17 protein-coding genes are annotated in these 14336 nt (G+C 60.6%); 6 read left to right on the forward strand and 11 right to left on the reverse strand.

Annotated features, from left to right (window positions below; all coding sequences use genetic code 11):
• Positions 1–45 precede the first annotated feature (45 nt).
• Positions 46–1593: an ABC transporter substrate-binding protein gene (locus tag M1E02_RS09900; RefSeq protein ID WP_479377852.1), complete on the reverse strand. Its 1548-nt coding sequence runs from the start codon at positions 1591–1593 to the stop codon at positions 46–48.
• A 511-nt stretch (positions 1594–2104) separates the two neighbouring features.
• A complete protein-coding gene (locus M1E02_RS09905) occupies positions 2105–3106 on the reverse strand; it encodes a LacI family DNA-binding transcriptional regulator (RefSeq protein ID WP_479377853.1) in 1002 nt (333 codons plus the stop codon).
• A gap of 131 nt (positions 3107–3237) precedes the next feature.
• On the opposite strand from M1E02_RS09905, the gene M1E02_RS09910 reads away from it, so the two are divergent.
• Both M1E02_RS09910 and M1E02_RS09915 read left to right on the forward strand, forming a co-directional pair.
• Positions 3238–3402, forward strand: a complete 165-nt coding sequence (locus M1E02_RS09910) for a hypothetical protein (RefSeq protein WP_479377854.1) — start codon at positions 3238–3240, stop codon at positions 3400–3402.
• Positions 3403–3735: 333 nt separating this feature from the next.
• Positions 3736–4608: an alpha/beta hydrolase gene (locus tag M1E02_RS09915; RefSeq protein ID WP_479377855.1), complete on the forward strand. Its 873-nt coding sequence runs from the start codon at positions 3736–3738 to the stop codon at positions 4606–4608.
• 395 nt (positions 4609–5003) lie between these two features.
• On the opposite strand, the gene M1E02_RS09920 is transcribed toward M1E02_RS09915, so the two are convergent.
• The 4 genes from M1E02_RS09920 to M1E02_RS09935 form a co-directional block, all read right to left on the reverse strand.
• Positions 5004–5375, reverse strand: a complete 372-nt coding sequence (locus tag M1E02_RS09920; RefSeq protein WP_479377856.1) for a hypothetical protein — start codon at positions 5373–5375, stop codon at positions 5004–5006.
• A complete protein-coding gene (locus M1E02_RS09925) occupies positions 5353–6432 on the reverse strand; it encodes a DUF4238 domain-containing protein (RefSeq protein ID WP_479377857.1) in 1080 nt (359 codons plus the stop codon). The genes M1E02_RS09920 and M1E02_RS09925 overlap by 23 nt, the downstream gene beginning before the upstream one ends.
• Before the next feature lie 1296 nt (positions 6433–7728).
• The gene (locus tag M1E02_RS09930; protein ID WP_479377858.1) at positions 7729–8247 is read right to left on the reverse strand and encodes an RNA polymerase sigma factor; all 519 of its coding nucleotides are present in this window, start codon (positions 8245–8247) and stop codon (positions 7729–7731) included.
• A gap of 8 nt (positions 8248–8255) precedes the next feature.
• Positions 8256–8801: a hypothetical protein gene (locus tag M1E02_RS09935; protein ID WP_479377859.1), complete on the reverse strand. Its 546-nt coding sequence runs from the start codon at positions 8799–8801 to the stop codon at positions 8256–8258.
• Between the two features lie 232 nt (positions 8802–9033).
• Between M1E02_RS09935 and M1E02_RS09940 the strand changes: the two genes are divergently transcribed.
• The 4 genes from M1E02_RS09940 to M1E02_RS09955 all read left to right on the forward strand — a co-directional run bounded on the left by M1E02_RS09940 (position 9034) and on the right by M1E02_RS09955 (position 11695).
• A complete protein-coding gene (locus M1E02_RS09940) occupies positions 9034–10011 on the forward strand; it encodes an aldo/keto reductase (protein ID WP_479377860.1) in 978 nt (325 codons plus the stop codon).
• On the forward strand, positions 10004–10372 hold the full coding sequence (locus M1E02_RS09945; protein ID WP_479377861.1) for a MerR family transcriptional regulator: 369 nt from the start codon (positions 10004–10006) through the stop codon (positions 10370–10372). The genes M1E02_RS09940 and M1E02_RS09945 overlap by 8 nt, the downstream gene beginning before the upstream one ends.
• Positions 10373–10519: 147 nt before the next feature.
• Positions 10520–10771 (forward strand): helix-turn-helix domain-containing protein, encoded by a 252-nt coding sequence (locus M1E02_RS09950; RefSeq protein ID WP_479377862.1) that lies wholly within the window; start codon positions 10520–10522, stop codon positions 10769–10771.
• 93 nt (positions 10772–10864) lie between these two features.
• Positions 10865–11695, forward strand: coding sequence for a hypothetical protein (locus tag M1E02_RS09955; protein WP_479377863.1), 831 nt, complete (start codon positions 10865–10867; stop codon positions 11693–11695).
• 46 nt (positions 11696–11741) lie between these two features.
• On the opposite strand, the gene M1E02_RS09960 is transcribed toward M1E02_RS09955, so the two are convergent.
• From M1E02_RS09960 to M1E02_RS09980, 5 genes are all read right to left on the reverse strand, one after another.
• Positions 11742–12350, reverse strand: coding sequence for a helicase associated domain-containing protein (locus M1E02_RS09960; protein ID WP_479377864.1), 609 nt, complete (start codon positions 12348–12350; stop codon positions 11742–11744).
• Between the two features lie 16 nt (positions 12351–12366).
• On the reverse strand, positions 12367–12534 hold the full coding sequence (locus tag M1E02_RS09965) for a hypothetical protein (RefSeq protein ID WP_479377865.1): 168 nt from the start codon (positions 12532–12534) through the stop codon (positions 12367–12369).
• A 125-nt stretch (positions 12535–12659) separates the two neighbouring features.
• Positions 12660–12971: a hypothetical protein gene (locus tag M1E02_RS09970; protein WP_479377866.1), complete on the reverse strand. Its 312-nt coding sequence runs from the start codon at positions 12969–12971 to the stop codon at positions 12660–12662.
• Positions 12968–13957, reverse strand: coding sequence for a hypothetical protein (locus M1E02_RS09975; RefSeq protein ID WP_479377867.1), 990 nt, complete (start codon positions 13955–13957; stop codon positions 12968–12970). The genes M1E02_RS09970 and M1E02_RS09975 overlap by 4 nt, the downstream gene beginning before the upstream one ends.
• A gap of 28 nt (positions 13958–13985) precedes the next feature.
• Entirely contained in the window at positions 13986–14228 is a 243-nt protein-coding gene (locus M1E02_RS09980; RefSeq protein WP_479377868.1) for a hypothetical protein, read from the reverse strand.
• Positions 14229–14336 lie beyond the last annotated feature (108 nt).

A 14336-nucleotide genomic window follows, 5' to 3' on the forward strand; every position in this document is an offset into this window, starting at 1 on the left:
TCCTAGAACGGGGGCAGGATTTCCGCGTGGCTGCGCAGGGGGTTCTTATGCGGGCTTGGTCGTGTAAAGGTACGGGACGGCGCTGCCGATTACCGGCTGCGGCGAAGTCTTCTTGTCGGTGGCGTAGTAAGAGCCTGGAAAGACCCAGGGGCAGAACCACGCCTGTTCGATCAGGAACTTGTTGATGGCCTGGGCATTCGCTTTGGCTTCGCTGCCCTCAAGCTTCTGCGCTTTGTCGATCAGTGGAGTCAAAGCAGGATCCTGGGCTTTGTTGACGTTCCAAATTGCGCTGGGCGCCACAGCCTGGACGATGTCCCACAATGCGGTCCGGCTTTCCAGGGCGAAATAGAAGATGGGGTACTTGCCGCTGAGGAGCTCGAAGATGGCTTGAGGCCCGGAGAGTGTTTCCTGGGTCACCCGGATCCCCAAGAGCCCCAGCTGCTGGGTGATGAGGGGATTCGCAAAATCAAAGCCCGCGAGTGCAGGGATCTTCAGATCGAATCCGCTTTCGTATCCGGCCTCGGCCATCAGTGACTTGGCTTTGTTGACGTCATACGGATACTGGTCGACCATGTCCGGCAGGTAAGCGTCGCTCTGTTCGTTGAAGATCTGGTTAGTCACCGTTCCGGATCCTTGGAACAACGCCTTAAGGATTGCTGGCCGGTCGAACACCATGTTGATGGCCTGGCGCACCTTCACCTGACCCAGGGCCGGAACGGCCGTGCCGTTGCGGTCGCCGATGAACAGGCCGGCCCATGCCGGCTTGGTTTCCATGAGGCTTGCCCCTGAACCGCGGAGCTCGGCCGCCGTCGCAGAAGTGGCTGGGGCGCCGTTGATCTGTCCCGACTTCAGCGCATTAACCCGGGCACTGATGTCGATCAAGGACTTGAAAACCACCTTGTCGAACGGGTAAGCGTCCTTGTTCCAGTAGTCCGGGTTCCGGACAAAGGAGTAGGTCGCTCCGCTGGTCGTCGCGGCGGCGTCCAGAGTGTAGGGGCCGGAGCCGACGGGCTTCTGGTCGCGGTCGGCAGCGGTCAGCGAAGCCGGGCTCGCGACGATGCCCGGCGCCAAACACATGAAGGTCGGGAGAAGACCGTTGGGCTCGGATGATGCGAGGACCACGGTCATGTCATCCGGCGCGGTGACGGTCACATTCGCGAGCCGGCTGGCGTCGGAGCCGCTGCCGTTCTTCATATTCTCCAAACTGACCTTGGCGGCGTTGGCGTCAACTGCCGTCCCGTCGGTGAACTTGACCCCCTTGCGGAGCTTCATCACCAGCTCGGTGTGCTGGTCGTTGAACTGGTAGCTTTCGGCCAGGTTCGGAACGACCGTGCCGTCCGGGTCCAACCGCAGCAGGGTGTCGAATACGCTCTGCCAGACCTGGATGACGGAGCCGCCGCTTTGGACCTTTGACGGGTCGAACGAACCAAACTCAAGGTCCAGCCCCAACGTGAGCGTCCGCGACGTTGCACCAGCGCTGCCCGCGCCCGACGGGTCGGTACCGGGGGTGCATCCCGCAGCGGCCAGCATCACCGCGCTGAGGCTGCCCAGGGCAAAGACCTTGTTGAAATTCCGGCGGCTTACATCAACCATTTTTGTACTCCTGATCCTGGATGGGACGGCAGCGTTGCAGCCCCATCGTTTGAAGGGTCACTACTTCCAGTGTGATTGCTCTGAGAGCTCGGTGGGGTTCAAGATTTGGATCCGCGTGAGCGCGACCGGGACACCTGGACCATGGATGGTCGATGATGCACGCATCGTCATGCTTCTCCTTTGAATGCAGCTGGCGAGAGTCGAGATGCTTGCCGGATCATTCCCTGTCTCCAAGACCGGAAGTGAATCGGTTCATTCTACTAACACGAGACAGTAACAGCTGTTAGTTGGGGTGGCAAGAGTCTGGGCGAAATCGGGGGCACCAACGTGCTGGGGGTTGCCGCACCTCACTTTGCGGACGGCGGAGTGAGAAGGAGGATTGCCGACTGCCCTGGACCTGGGAAGTGCCGGTGCGAAAGAGAATGTGGGCCCCGTTTGATGCTCCAGGTGAGGGGGCAAGGGCACACGCACGTAGCGGGCCCGGGTCGTGAACCCGATCACGGCCGTCGGTTTATGCTGACTCTCGGGGAACCACGTGGCTGAACGGCCGTTGTCCGGTTTCATTCTCGGCAGCGACTTGAAGCGCAGTCTTTACTCTGGCGGCGACGCTCGCCATATGAGCGGGGATGTCAAACCGGACGCTGGTGATTGAGGGTGCGACTACGGCGGACATGGGCAAGTCGTCGACACCGATCACGCTGAGATGGCGGGGCGCCTCGAGTCCGATCCGCCTGGCGGCGGTGATGACGCGCAGAGCGGTGTCGTCGTTATAGCAGCAGACCGCCAGCCGGTCACGGTCATGCCCGTCCACGATGTCCTGGATTGTGGTGTCGTCAATTGTTTCCGCGTTCGCCACCTCGATAAAACGGGGCGCGGGAAGGTGCCGGGCCGCCGCCGTCGAAGTAACTCCGCGAAAACGGTCGGAACGGATGCCGGCGTCACGAACGGCGGGCGACGCAACATAGACGATGCGGGTCGCGCCCCGGGAGATGACATAGTCGGCCTGAAGGGCTCCTGCATCGATCTGAATATTGTCTGGGTCATCCCGGGAACCGAAGGAATGGAAAAACGCTTCGATCAGCGGGACGTTCAATGCCTCGGTGCGTTGGCGTGCGTCGGAGGGCAGGTCGAACATCGCGACAACGGCCGCCGGGGAAATGGATTGCCAAAGAATATCGAGGCTGGCAGGGTCCTCGGCCGACTTGGCGATAACCGTCGCATAACCGGCATCCCGAAGGTTTTGGGTAAGCAAGGCAAGGCCCTCATCCATCAGCGAGGAAGGCTCCCAATCCGCCGTGATGCACAGCACAAGGCGGCTGGAACCGGCCCGCAGCGTCTTCGCCGCGGCTGACGGCGTGTAGCCAAGGGAGCGTGCGGCCTCCCTGACGGCGCGGCGCGTCGCATCTGGAATGGACTGATTGGGAGCGTTATTGAGGACAAAGCTCACGGTGGTGCGGGACACTCCGGCGGCGGCGGCGACGTCGTAACTGGTGACTCTACGGCGTGCGTTCACGAATTTCCTCTTCAGGTTTCGGGTCGTCCAACTTCTTGCCATCGTATACTAACAGCTGTTACTGTCTCGTGTTAGTAAGCAGCGAAAGTCCTGTCTCGCTAGGTATTCAAAGGAGAATCATGAGGATTGGGATGTCAGGACCCACCCTTCGCCAGGCCTGGTGGATGTCAGCAGTTCTGGGGATGGCCTCATATCTGGATGCTGCGGCGACCGCCGGCTCGGGGACCGCGATCGTGCTCCTGCAGTCAGAGTTCGACCTGACAGGAGATGACGTCGGGAGGCTATCGGCGATTTGACCTTCATGATTGCCGCCGGCGCGCTGCTGGGTGGCGCCCCACCCCGATCACGAGCGCTGGGCTGTACTAGCTACAAGGCGGAGCAATCGGCCGGCCGATGTACAAAGCCTGGAACCAGGAGCTGTTCCCGGCGCTCTCTTCCGCAGTGTTCAAGGGATCAGGCAGCTATCTCGGCACCATCCGCTCCCGTATCGGTCTCCTAGGAATCTCGCCCGGCCGCCGTCGCCGGCCGTCCAACATCCGACATGCCTCCCCATCAAGGTAACTACCGCCTGCCCACGTGTTTGAGGTGACCGCCCCTTTCACACACAATCCATTTCAAGTAGGAGAACAATGTCCGCACAGAGCATCACCTGGAATGACGAACCAATTCCAGGCCCTCATGGGCCCGTCCCCGTAAGGGTCTATCAGCCGCCGTCTCCCAGAGGCATCGGGATCGTCTGGATCCATGGGGGAGCCTTCCACCTCAATGACCTTGAAGTACCCGAAGCCCACTGGGTCTCTCAGCGTTTCGCGGAGGCCGGGGTGACTGTCGTCTCGGTCGATTACCGACTAGCGAACAACGGTATCCACTTCCCCATCCCCAGCGACGACTGCCTCGCTGCCTGGCGATGGGCTACCGAGCGTTCGGGCCTAGGCGTCCCAAGCGACCGCTGGCACATCGGCGGTGGAAGCGCCGGAGGCAACCTCGCTGCCTCCGTCAGCCTGCAGGCGCGTGACGGTCACGCCCTCCTCCCGCACTCGAACGTCCTTATCTACCCGGTACTGCACTCCCAGCTCCCCTCGCCGTCCGCCGAACTCGCAAATAAGCTCAGCCAGATGCCTTCAGAGCGACGTTTCCCGCCGGACGCCACTGAAAAGATCAATCTCAACTACGTGGGAGAGGCATCCTTCCTCACGGACCCCTACGCCTTCCCGGCCTATGGCGTCCACGAGGGTCTGCCACCGACCCTGATCGTTAATTCAGACATCGATGACCTCCGTGCTTCCGGCGAAGCGTATGCCGCACAACTCGCCACAGCCGGCGTCGACACAGTCGTGATTCGTGAAGTGGGGGTCTACCACGGTCATCTCAATGAGCCCGAGACCAGTGGAGCCCAGCGGACGGTCAGCCGGATGGTCGACTGGCTGACGGGAAGCGCCCTCATTGGCGAGCCGCACGAGACTCGTACGCTCGCCGCGCGGACGTCTGAGCACGCAGAATGAATTGAGGGTCCAGCAGGCGCTGAACGGCGCCCTTCGGACATCACGATCCATGGTGGCCCGCTACCGCGGTTCGCTCTCATGATGACTGGGATCGAGGCTCCGGCCAGCTGGACGTGGGTCTGCAGAACCTGGAAAGCCGGCGTGTTGCCGCTCGTCGTTGCACGGGGCGCTGCGAGAGGTCTCGCGGGCTAGATTCTTGGCACTTCACCTGTCCAGAATGATCGGTTTGATCAAGGACGTGTTCAGCGACCAGGTGGGATCGGTGGGCCCTTCTTCTAGGCAATTCAGGCGGAGCACGCGCGGCTAGAAGGTGGCGATGGTCAGGCCGAGGAGGCCACGGCCCGCCTGTTCCAGTATCGGATCCATAGTCAAGGTTGGGTGGTTGAGCAAGACGCTTACGTCGCGCTGGATCCGCTGGAGCGGATGTGCAAGGCGTGGGCGGTCGCTCCGGATCCGGCCATGATCAGGTTGACAGCCTGAGCAGAGGCCTCGCCACTGAGAGCGAGGGAGAGCCGGTACTGGGCCCGTTCCTTCTCCGTCAGCATTGACGGCTGCCGTTGGTGTGAGGCAGCAACCACCGTGATTGCCTGCGTCCAGTGCAGCCGTGCGGTGTCGACCAAGCCGTAGGCCTGGGAGAAACGGGCTTGGGCGAGGGGTGAGTCGCCTTGGCGGTTCTCCTGCGGCGTTCCGCGCTCTTTCTGTCCGAAATTCAAGAAGCGGACCATGAAGGAACGCACGGGGTGCTCACGTCCTATAGAAGTCTTCATCCATAACTTCCGGCGTTTCCGACTTCCCGAACCACGGTTCGCCATCGAACTCCGCGTCCATGAATCCACCTGCAGTCATGTTGATGAGGTTCGGCTCGGGGAGGCCATCCGGGACAAACCTCGCGTCCTCGGGATGGTGGTAAACATATTCCCTTGCGGAGTGCGCCAAATGTTCGTTGAAGAGCTTCTCTATGGCTGTTGTGCCCGTTTGTATGCGGTCAGCTTCCCCGCGAATAATAGCGCCTCTGAGTTCCTGGACTCGTGAGTCGTCTGATTCGAGTCCGTCAAGCATCACCGTCGGGTCGCTCATGAGCAACCCGAGCTTCCGTGTGAGGGGAAACGTAATGCCCCATGCCGTCATGAAACCCACACCTTCCGACGCCGCATCCTTTGGATTCGGGATCAGATTCACCGGGGCGTCCGAGGTGATCAGGGACCGTTGCTCAAACCGCACTATGCTCCACGGTCTGGCCGCGAAGTAGGGCGTCAACTTTTCAGCCGTATCCACCATTTGCTGAATATGCGCAAAGTTTGAAAAGCTGATCGGGGGGCCGCCAGGCTGAGTCGCCTCGGCCCAGATCCGATCTTCCTGCTCGGGGGACGGATCGAAGCCCAGATTCTTCTTGGTCCAATTACCAACGTTCTTACGCCCGCCGGCACCGATCTCGACGCGGACGAACTTAGCCCGAAGATGTTCCATAGTCTTGCGAGTGTCCGGTCCGCGCACGCTCTGAAGGGCCATGTAGTAGGAGAACGTCCACCGATCGCTTTCTGACAGAGGGAACCTGCTCTCTTCGAGCTTCCCAATGATGCTGATGGCTTCCCCCTCCACGCCGCTCAACGCTTTCTCGAACTCGTCAGGTTCCTCTAGGCCGTCTACCGTGTGGAAGTGCGTTTGCGCCGCTACGTTCTTAACTGATGAGGTGAACGATGTCCGGGAGCGATCGAGGGGCAAGGCAACGATTCGCCCCTTTTCGGTAGCGAATCCCCGAAGGTATCCCTGGGGCACGTAATGGTGAAGCTTTGCAGTATTACCCTTGCCGGTCATGTCTGGCATCTTCCCACAGGCAGAGCGAGGAAGTGCTGGCGACGGCAGGGCTACAGGAGAAGCGATCGAGCGAGCACGATGCGACCTAGGCCCATGCCGACCCACCTCGTTCGTGAACGTTCGTCAATCAAGCTCCTCTCACATGGTCTCTCTGAAGGTCGCTATCGTCCTCCGGTCAAGTTCGGCACGGTCGACTTGATCGCCGTGCCAGGGGCCCATTGAACGCAGATAACCTTGCCTGAAAAGGGGAAACAAGGGCCTGAACCGACCCACCTCCTGTCTTAACATTCACTGGCCAGACCGCATGAGCTCCGTGGCACCCAAGTCGATATAGGAGGTGGGTACCATAATCCCCGGAATGACGCGGGTTCTGGCCCCTGTCCGGATGTCTTTGCGGCACGGGAACGACCCATCTCTTTAGTAACGTTGGTGCCTTCATGTCACGCCGTGCCGGGCGTGAGGGAACCTTCCGCGGACGTCGCGAGGAAGATTGCTGGTTATCTCGTCGCACTTGGGCATGAGTTATGCATTCAGTATCGAATGCGGTTTAACTGCCAGCTGGGGTCACACCACCGAATTCCACTTTGACCGGGCACCCAGCTGCCTCTGAGTACTTGTGCTCCAGGTCTGCAACGTTCGATGCTCCCTTGGCCGATTCATCCAGCGTGAGCGTAAGACGCGACCCGTCAGGCGATACCGACGTAATGTTCACAGCCGGGTCTGAGGCCAGCAACTCGCTGGCAAACTCGTTGAGTTTGCCAGGAGAACAGGGGGCTGAGATGACTGCAACGTCGATGCTCGGAAACTGGCTGATTAGGTCTCGAAGCTTCGAGTCCACCGGACCATGCCAATGAACAAGAATCCGGTTCCCGCCTGTCACTTCGACTGAGGCAAATCGAGGATCGCCGGCCAGCTCCCGACTCAGTGTGCTGGCCGCGTGAGCGATACCTCCACCCGCAGGCAAAGCTTCGGGACTAACCGGTGGGCCAGTGGGAAGTGCAGGGTTCGCCTCACGCGTGGGCGCTGGGCCATCTTCGGCGGCCGGGGCTTCAGGACCCATTCCAGCGCAAGACGTCGCGAAAAGAGAGAGACCGAGCAGGACTACCGTTAGGCACCTGACCAACTTTGACCCTCCACTGAGCGCAGCCACACCTCATGCTATGCATCCGTCCGGGATGGAGCTAGCTTCGCCGACGCCCCCTGGCGTGTGTCGTCTTGTAAATGCCTTCCCCAGCGTAGGCGCGGCACGCTCGGGGAACCTTGAACGGGACGGAGCGTCTTATGGCGAGGACTCATTGGAAGCTCTTAGATCCTCGCGATAGCGAGAGCAGTTTCCGAGGAGTTCACGAGACCTTTCCTCAGAGCGGTTCGGGCTCTCGCCATTCGGCTGCGCGCAGTTGCAGGCTTGAGGCGCAGGATGGTCCCTGCCTCGGCCAGTGTGAAGCCGTCCCAGTACACGAGCATGATCAGTTCGCGATCCACCGGTTTCAGTTGAGTGATGGCGTCGCGGATCCCATCGACATTCGGTTCATCGTTAGCCCACCTATTGATCACGGCAAGGCGATTTCGGAGTCTGTCGTTCAGTGCGTCGCGTCGGCGGCGAGTGCGCCAGTGCGTCGACAGGACGCGGCGGCCGACACCATAGAGCCACATCCGCGCCTCGTCATTGTCAGCCGGGATGAGTGCGTGGCGACGCCATGCCACGAGTAGTGTCTCGCTGAGAAGGTCTGCGGCATCCTGAGGGTCGTCTACGCGGCGAGCGAAGTACTGCAGCAGCCGTGTCGCCTCGCGTCCGATCAGGTTCTCGAGCAGGCTGTGAGACACGTCGCGGTTCAATGCAGGTCTCCCGTGCAGCTTGAGTCGGACGCTGCGATGACGGCGTTCCCGGGAAGCAGTTCAGCGGGAACCGTGTCCAGGGTGAGGTTCTGTGCGGCCTGGTTCCAGGCCCAGCTTTCTCGCTCCTGCAAAGATCCGAAGGTCAGATCGTCGCGTGGCGCGAGCGAGGCGGCAAGAGCCTGGTCGTAGATGCGCTGGCCCACGCCGCTCCAATCAGCGTCGCTGAGGTAGGCGCGGAGATCCGCATCAGGAACCTCGAGGTTGATCACGCATTCGACGCTCCGTCCAGCGTCCGTGGTGTAGGCGACAGGGATGACCACGTCGGGTTCAACTGTCGTCATCCAAGCTGCGGCACCGGCAGTTACCGCGAGCCCGATGACGGCAAGGGCGGGCAGGAGGCGAGGCACTCGTCGACGGGGTTGGCAGCTCTGACTCTGGAGCTGTCGCGTGAGAGCCAACAGGCTCTCACTGACAGCAGCGTCATTCTCGAGGGTGGTCTTGCCCGAGTCGACCAGCATCCGGTCGAACGAAGAAGGGTTCATTGCGAGTCCAATCTTGAAGTGGTGATACCCAAGTCATGACCGGCGCACCGACATTTGTTGCACTGCTCCGAGGAATTTTACTCAGCGACTTCGGCCTGCATCGTAAGGCGATTCGACATAGCCTCAGCCTGCCGTAACCCACCTCGGTGGTAAACAGGCGCGCCGTTGTTGGACTGCCCGGTTAGGAACGTCATTTGACCTGGACCATGGTTCAACTACAAGACTTACGATCATGATGATGCCCGTAGTAACGATCAAAGGTGCTGTCACTACCGCCGGAACTGTACCCGTAGCGATGGGGACGATGTATTTTGGAACCCTAGTGCCTGCTGACCAGTCGATGAGTTGTTTGAGCCACGCCTATGACTTGGGCATGCGCTTTTGGGACACAGCCAATAACTATGCTTTCTGGGCTGGAGGTGTGGGAGACGAGTCAGAAATGGTGTTAGGGGACTGGTTTGCTACTCGCGGACCGGCTGCGCGTGACGATGTGGTGCTGGCAACGAAGGTGGGGGCGCGCCCCCGCCGGGGCGGCACCGATCTAACTCAGGCGCTTGGATTGTCGGCTCCAATGGTCCGCACCCAAACGCTGGACTCGCTACGCCGGCTGCGCACCGACCGTATTGACCTTCTCTACGCCCACATCGACGACAGCACGGTGCCGCTGGCGGAGACTCTTGGCGCGCTGGGTGATCTAGTTGAGGAAGGGCTGGTTCGACAGATCGCTGCCAGCAACCTCACTGCCCCACGGCTGAAAGAAGCGGCAGAAGTGGGCAAATCCACCGGGCATGCTTACGCGGCGCTACAGCAACGCTTCAGCTACCTCATTCCCAGCCCCACGGCGGACTTGTCCCCGCATGTTCTGCTGGATGACCAGATAGAATTCACCTGCACTGAGAACGATCTGACAATGCTTGGATATTCTCCCTTGCTATCGGGCGCTTACACTCGTCCGGACCGTGCACTTCCCGACGGATACAACACGTCAACTACCCGACACGCTATGAACGTGCTGACTGAGGTTGCCGAACAAGCAAGCCTGGACACTGGGCAGACTGTACTGGCCTGGATGGCGCAGCGGTCATCCCCGGTCCTTCCCGTCGTAGGTGTCTCCTCGGCTGGCCAGGTGGAGTCTGCGTGGCAAGCGGTGACATCGGGCCTCGCCGATGACGCGCTCAACCGGCTAGAGACGGCGCGTATCGGTGCCTGAAGCTCTGAGCGTTGGTGAAGTTGCAGCCCAATTCGGCCTCGAACCGGACACTCTTCGCTACTACGAACGCATCGGTGTGCTACCAGCACCCACCCGTAACTCCTCCGGGCACCGTATCTATACAGACCGGGACGTTCATCTGATCGAGGTGTTGCTGCACTTACGTGATACCGGTATGCCACTCACGCGTATCGCCGAATTCACACGACTTGTCGCCTCCGATCCGGACGGCGTGCCGGAGCGGCTTGCGCTGCTAGAAGAGCACCAAGCCGAGGTCCTCGAGCGACTGCGCGCGTGGCAGAACTCGCTAACGCTCATTGAACAGAAGATCGCCGACTACCGAAGCCGACTTGAACGTTAAAACTGCGTTCCATGGGAGGACGCCGACCGGTCTCGGTTGCTGCACCTGAATCAGGCGGCCACCGGCAGCGTGGCTAGTTGCTCAAAGCAATGCATCGGCAAAGAGGCGATATCGATACGGCTCGATCCACACCCATAGGATGGTGCAGTGACTGATCAAACCTCACAGCGCCGCTTCCTGACGATCGAGCAGGCAGCCAAAGAGCTCAACGTGAAGTCGAGCCTCATCCGGGGGCTGATCAGCAGTGGAGAACTTCACGCTCTGCAGGTCGGCGGGAGAGGCCTGTGGCGCATCAGCCTCCAGGATCTGGAAGACTACATCGCCGACGCCTACCAGCGTACGGCCGAACGCATCGCCGCCGGGGAGCTCATAGATGAGGGGGAGTCAGACGGTGAGTAGGTTCGCTGGTGGGGCCTGACGGTCAAAATTACGAACTGGGGTGCGTTTGGGCACGGCTGGCGGCAAGAACAAGAGAGGCTGACGGGAGAATAAATGCAACAAAATTCAAGGATAGCCGCGGCCCTTCGAACAGTTTCCCGGTTCGTGCTGCGCGCGCGGCTCGTTCAGGAGCATTCTCTGGCGGCTGACAAGAGCGCCCTGGAGAAGCATGCTGCCTGGGCTATGTCCTTTCGGGTCATTCAAAACTTGGCGACCGGGGAGCGTACCGTGGCTATGGTGCCGGCTCCTTTGCTCCCCACCGAGCAGGTCGAGTCAGCGGCCACCCGGGTGCGTCCCGTTTTTCTGGCCAAGGACGGCGTCCATTACGACAAAGTCCTCAACGCCCTGGGGGAGGCTGCCGCAGTCTCCAGCGCAGTGAAGAAGGAGATCGAGGGACTGAGGGTAAAGTTCCGGGCTGCCGACCCCGACTACCCGAATGGTCGCCCGACCGAGCCGCGAAGCGGACCGAGCATGACCAACAAGGAAGTCGCCGGTGCCTGGCTTTACGGTCAGCTGTTGCACGAGGATGAGCTGCGCCGTTCCTACGGTGCCGGCATCAGCGCCGAAGAGATGCTGCTGAATGCAACAAAGACAGTCTGCAGCGAGATGCTGGCCACGGTAGAAGCCCTGCACCTGATCGAGCGGCTTGTAGCCGATGGACTACTGGCTCTCTCCGAGGATCTCTTCACCGAACCCGTCAGCGTGACTGCATCCGAATGGTCACCCCAAATTGCCGGGGCTTATGTTGCTGATGTGGGAACAGCAATGCCTGAAAGTCTTACAGAACCCCTCGGCAGAGAGTGGAGCGAGGTTCATGATCTGTTCGATTTCGATCCTCCCACCACCGGTTCATCTGGCCCCTTTAAGGCAGACGACCCTGCCTGATTATCCTGCTGTTAGCACCTCTCCTGGCCCTGCCCTGCCGCCACCCCTAGGTTACCTTGTCCAGCTGGTCTTTCCTGGCGGGTTCCAGCTTGCCGGCGCGGTCATTGATGCGTTGGACATGCAGCCACACGCCAAGCATTCGTTCTAACGGGTCGTTGGTTTTGTTGTGCCGGGGCCAATCGTTGCCGGCAGCCCGGTACTCAGCGACCTCAGTAAGGCGCTGCGTCCAGCGCGCTTCGTCGTCAGCCCGTTTTGTCGATGGTTTCCGCCAGTCAGGGATCACGTCCAAGGCGTCAGCAAAGGCAGGGGAGAGGGTGCCCCGCGCTGCTTCCTGACGGCGTCGATGCAGCCACACTGCCAGTGCCTTTTCGCGGGCCGAGCGGCTGAAGATTGGCAATCGGCCTTCGGTCTTGTAGAAAGCGATGATGTCTTCCAGATTCCGCTGGCCAGCTGCTGTCAGACGCGGGAGTGCGGCGGGAAGCGCCGCCTGATGCTCAGCCCTGATGCGGGGCTCCAGCCTGGCGGCAATGGCCAGGTGGTACCTGACCGTGGTTTCAGCGACGCCGGCGACCACTGCGATTTTCGGCGTGGGAATGCCTTGCCGGTACATCAGCACCCACTCAGGATCGGGCGCGGTGCGCCTCGTCTGGGTCATTCGCTTGCCAGCGTCATCATCGCAGGGGGTCGTCCTTGGACCGTCCAGCCTGCTTTAGCTCAGCGATCCGCAGCCGGAGGAACACGATGACGAGGACCAGGGCGTAGACCGCCAGTCCGGCCAGCACGATCGTAAAGATCGCGTACAGAACACCAAAAACACCGAAGGCTGGACTTAAATTCACTGGTTCCCCCAATAGTCGTAAGCCCTAGGCTATGCGAACCAGTCCTCGTTTTGTTGGACTGGCGTAGTGCCCTGGAAGGACCGGGAATTGGCAGAAATCATCGCATGCTCAAAGCGATGACGCTCCTACCTCATCCCATGCGGTCCGTGTGGGCTCCAGCCGTCGAGGAACGGCACAAGGTCTTCATCGCGATAGTCTGCCAGAACGGGAACCTCGATGGGGCGGAGCAGAGGATCCTTGGCGTCGATGTAGTCGCGACCCCATGCCAGCCAGGCAAGCCCGCGATTGACCAGCTCTACATCCCGTTCTGAGGACACTCTCGCCTCCAGAGCATCCACGTATTTGCGAAGCATGCCGGCTTCTGCCCAGGCGTCCGCCTGTGTCTTAAGCAGCTGGGCCTTGTGGTGGTCCTGGATTCGTATGCGGGCGCGCTTCATGGCTGCCTCCCACCGTCGCTGCGTTTCCTCCTCCTTGAGGCGTGCTTTCTCGCGCTTCCATTCGTTTTCCAGATGCTGAATTTCGATCTCACGAAGTATGGCCGGCAGGACGGTGTCGAGTTGTTGCCGCTGTCCGTCGCGAAACCGTTCTCGGCGACCGTTGGTTGAGTATTTTGTGTCAGCTCCAGTTGGAGCCGCCCCGTTGATACGAAATTGGTGTTGTTTACAGTCGTCCAGGACTGGTCGCGGGAGTTGTATTTGGGAATGTATGGCCTTGCGGATCCGCCGTTCGGGGGGAGTTCCCGCATTTCCAGTGGAACGGTCGTTGTGCCGACCGTGATGGCGATGTCGCCGTCGAGAGTCGTGGTGCCGCGGGAGTTGGTGCGTTTGTGGCTCGAGGGCAGCGTGACTTCATAGCCGCGGGCTGTACCTTCCGTGGCCAGCGCGTGCAGCAGTTTGGCTGCACGGGCGACGTGCTCTTTCGACACCCCCTTTGTGCCGTCGCGGAACGCTTTGGCGACCGGGTGATATTTGCCCACCGAGTCCGGAATCGGGACCGGACGCTCGTCGACATCATCAGGGAAATGACGCACCCACCGTGCCTCGTACTTTGGGCTATGCCACGACCCGACGCTCGTTATCTCGAGCTTGTAGCCTTTCGGGCGCAGAGCTGACTTCATGATTTCACGAATCAGGGCATCGTTGGCTGCGCGGTGCGAATATCCGCCCTCGACCTCAAGGACGCCGTCAGCGGCAGTGAGCTTCTGTATATATTTGTCCGCTTCAGATTCGTGAGTGTGGTTGTTGCTATCGGAGTCATCGATACCCTCGAGGAGCTCCACACCCAGCTGGGTGATCTTGGCGGTCCAGGTGGGGCCCTTGCCGGTAACAGTGATGTATCGATCGTCCGCCAAGGCTCGGGCCGATATCCGATGTGAGTAGCCTTCGAAGATGCCGCCCGGACAGCCGTCATTGACCCATTTCAAGACTTCGGACTGTAAAACGCTGAGCGGCTTAGGGTGCTGTGGCAAAGGATTCTCCAATCCGGGACGGTCCAGGTTCTGAAGGGCTCTCGTGCAACCATATGGCCCGGTCCAGGGTTGCGGGTTCTACGCCAAGGTCGGCGGCGGCGAGTTCGAGGAGCTGCCGCACCAGTGCGAGTGCAAGCGATGCTTTCGCATCCCACGCATCAGCTTCACCGCCCTCGCCACCAGCGTTGCCCGTGCTCCGGATTTTTGTGTCTGTGGTGCCAGTCATACTTGAAGCACGTGCAGCGATCGTGTCAGTCGTCGCTCTTCCGGCGAGTAAAGGGGCCCGGAGGATCCCTGTCGGGCGCACCTCCCTGGATGACGACGAATGGGAGAA

The sequence above is a fragment of the Arthrobacter sp. Z5-13 genome, assembly GCF_056499105.1.

What these genes read in the sequence shown, in the direction of transcription:
- M1E02_RS09960 (WP_479377864.1), bottom strand. Translation starts at nt 12,350, where the DNA reads ATGACCCAGACGAGGCGCACCGCGCCCGATCCTGAGTGGGTGCTGATG.
- M1E02_RS09970 (WP_479377866.1), bottom strand. Translation starts at nt 12,971, where the DNA reads ATGAAGCGCGCCCGCATACGAATCCAGGACCACCACAAGGCCCAGCTG.
- M1E02_RS09910 (WP_479377854.1), top strand. Translation starts at nt 3,238, where the DNA reads ATGTCAGGACCCACCCTTCGCCAGGCCTGGTGGATGTCAGCAGTTCTG.
- M1E02_RS09935 (WP_479377859.1), bottom strand. Translation starts at nt 8,801, where the DNA reads ATGAACCCTTCTTCGTTCGACCGGATGCTGGTCGACTCGGGCAAGACC.
- M1E02_RS09980 (WP_479377868.1), bottom strand. Translation starts at nt 14,228, where the DNA reads ATGACTGGCACCACAGACACAAAAATCCGGAGCACGGGCAACGCTGGT.
- M1E02_RS09915 (WP_479377855.1), top strand. Translation starts at nt 3,736, where the DNA reads ATGTCCGCACAGAGCATCACCTGGAATGACGAACCAATTCCAGGCCCT.
- M1E02_RS09955 (WP_479377863.1), top strand. Translation starts at nt 10,865, where the DNA reads ATGCAACAAAATTCAAGGATAGCCGCGGCCCTTCGAACAGTTTCCCGG.
- M1E02_RS09925 (WP_479377857.1), bottom strand. Translation starts at nt 6,432, where the DNA reads ATGCCAGACATGACCGGCAAGGGTAATACTGCAAAGCTTCACCATTAC.
- M1E02_RS09900 (WP_479377852.1), bottom strand. Translation starts at nt 1,593, where the DNA reads ATGGTTGATGTAAGCCGCCGGAATTTCAACAAGGTCTTTGCCCTGGGC.
- M1E02_RS09940 (WP_479377860.1), top strand. Translation starts at nt 9,034, where the DNA reads ATGATGATGCCCGTAGTAACGATCAAAGGTGCTGTCACTACCGCCGGA.
- M1E02_RS09920 (WP_479377856.1), bottom strand. Translation starts at nt 5,375, where the DNA reads ATGAAGACTTCTATAGGACGTGAGCACCCCGTGCGTTCCTTCATGGTC.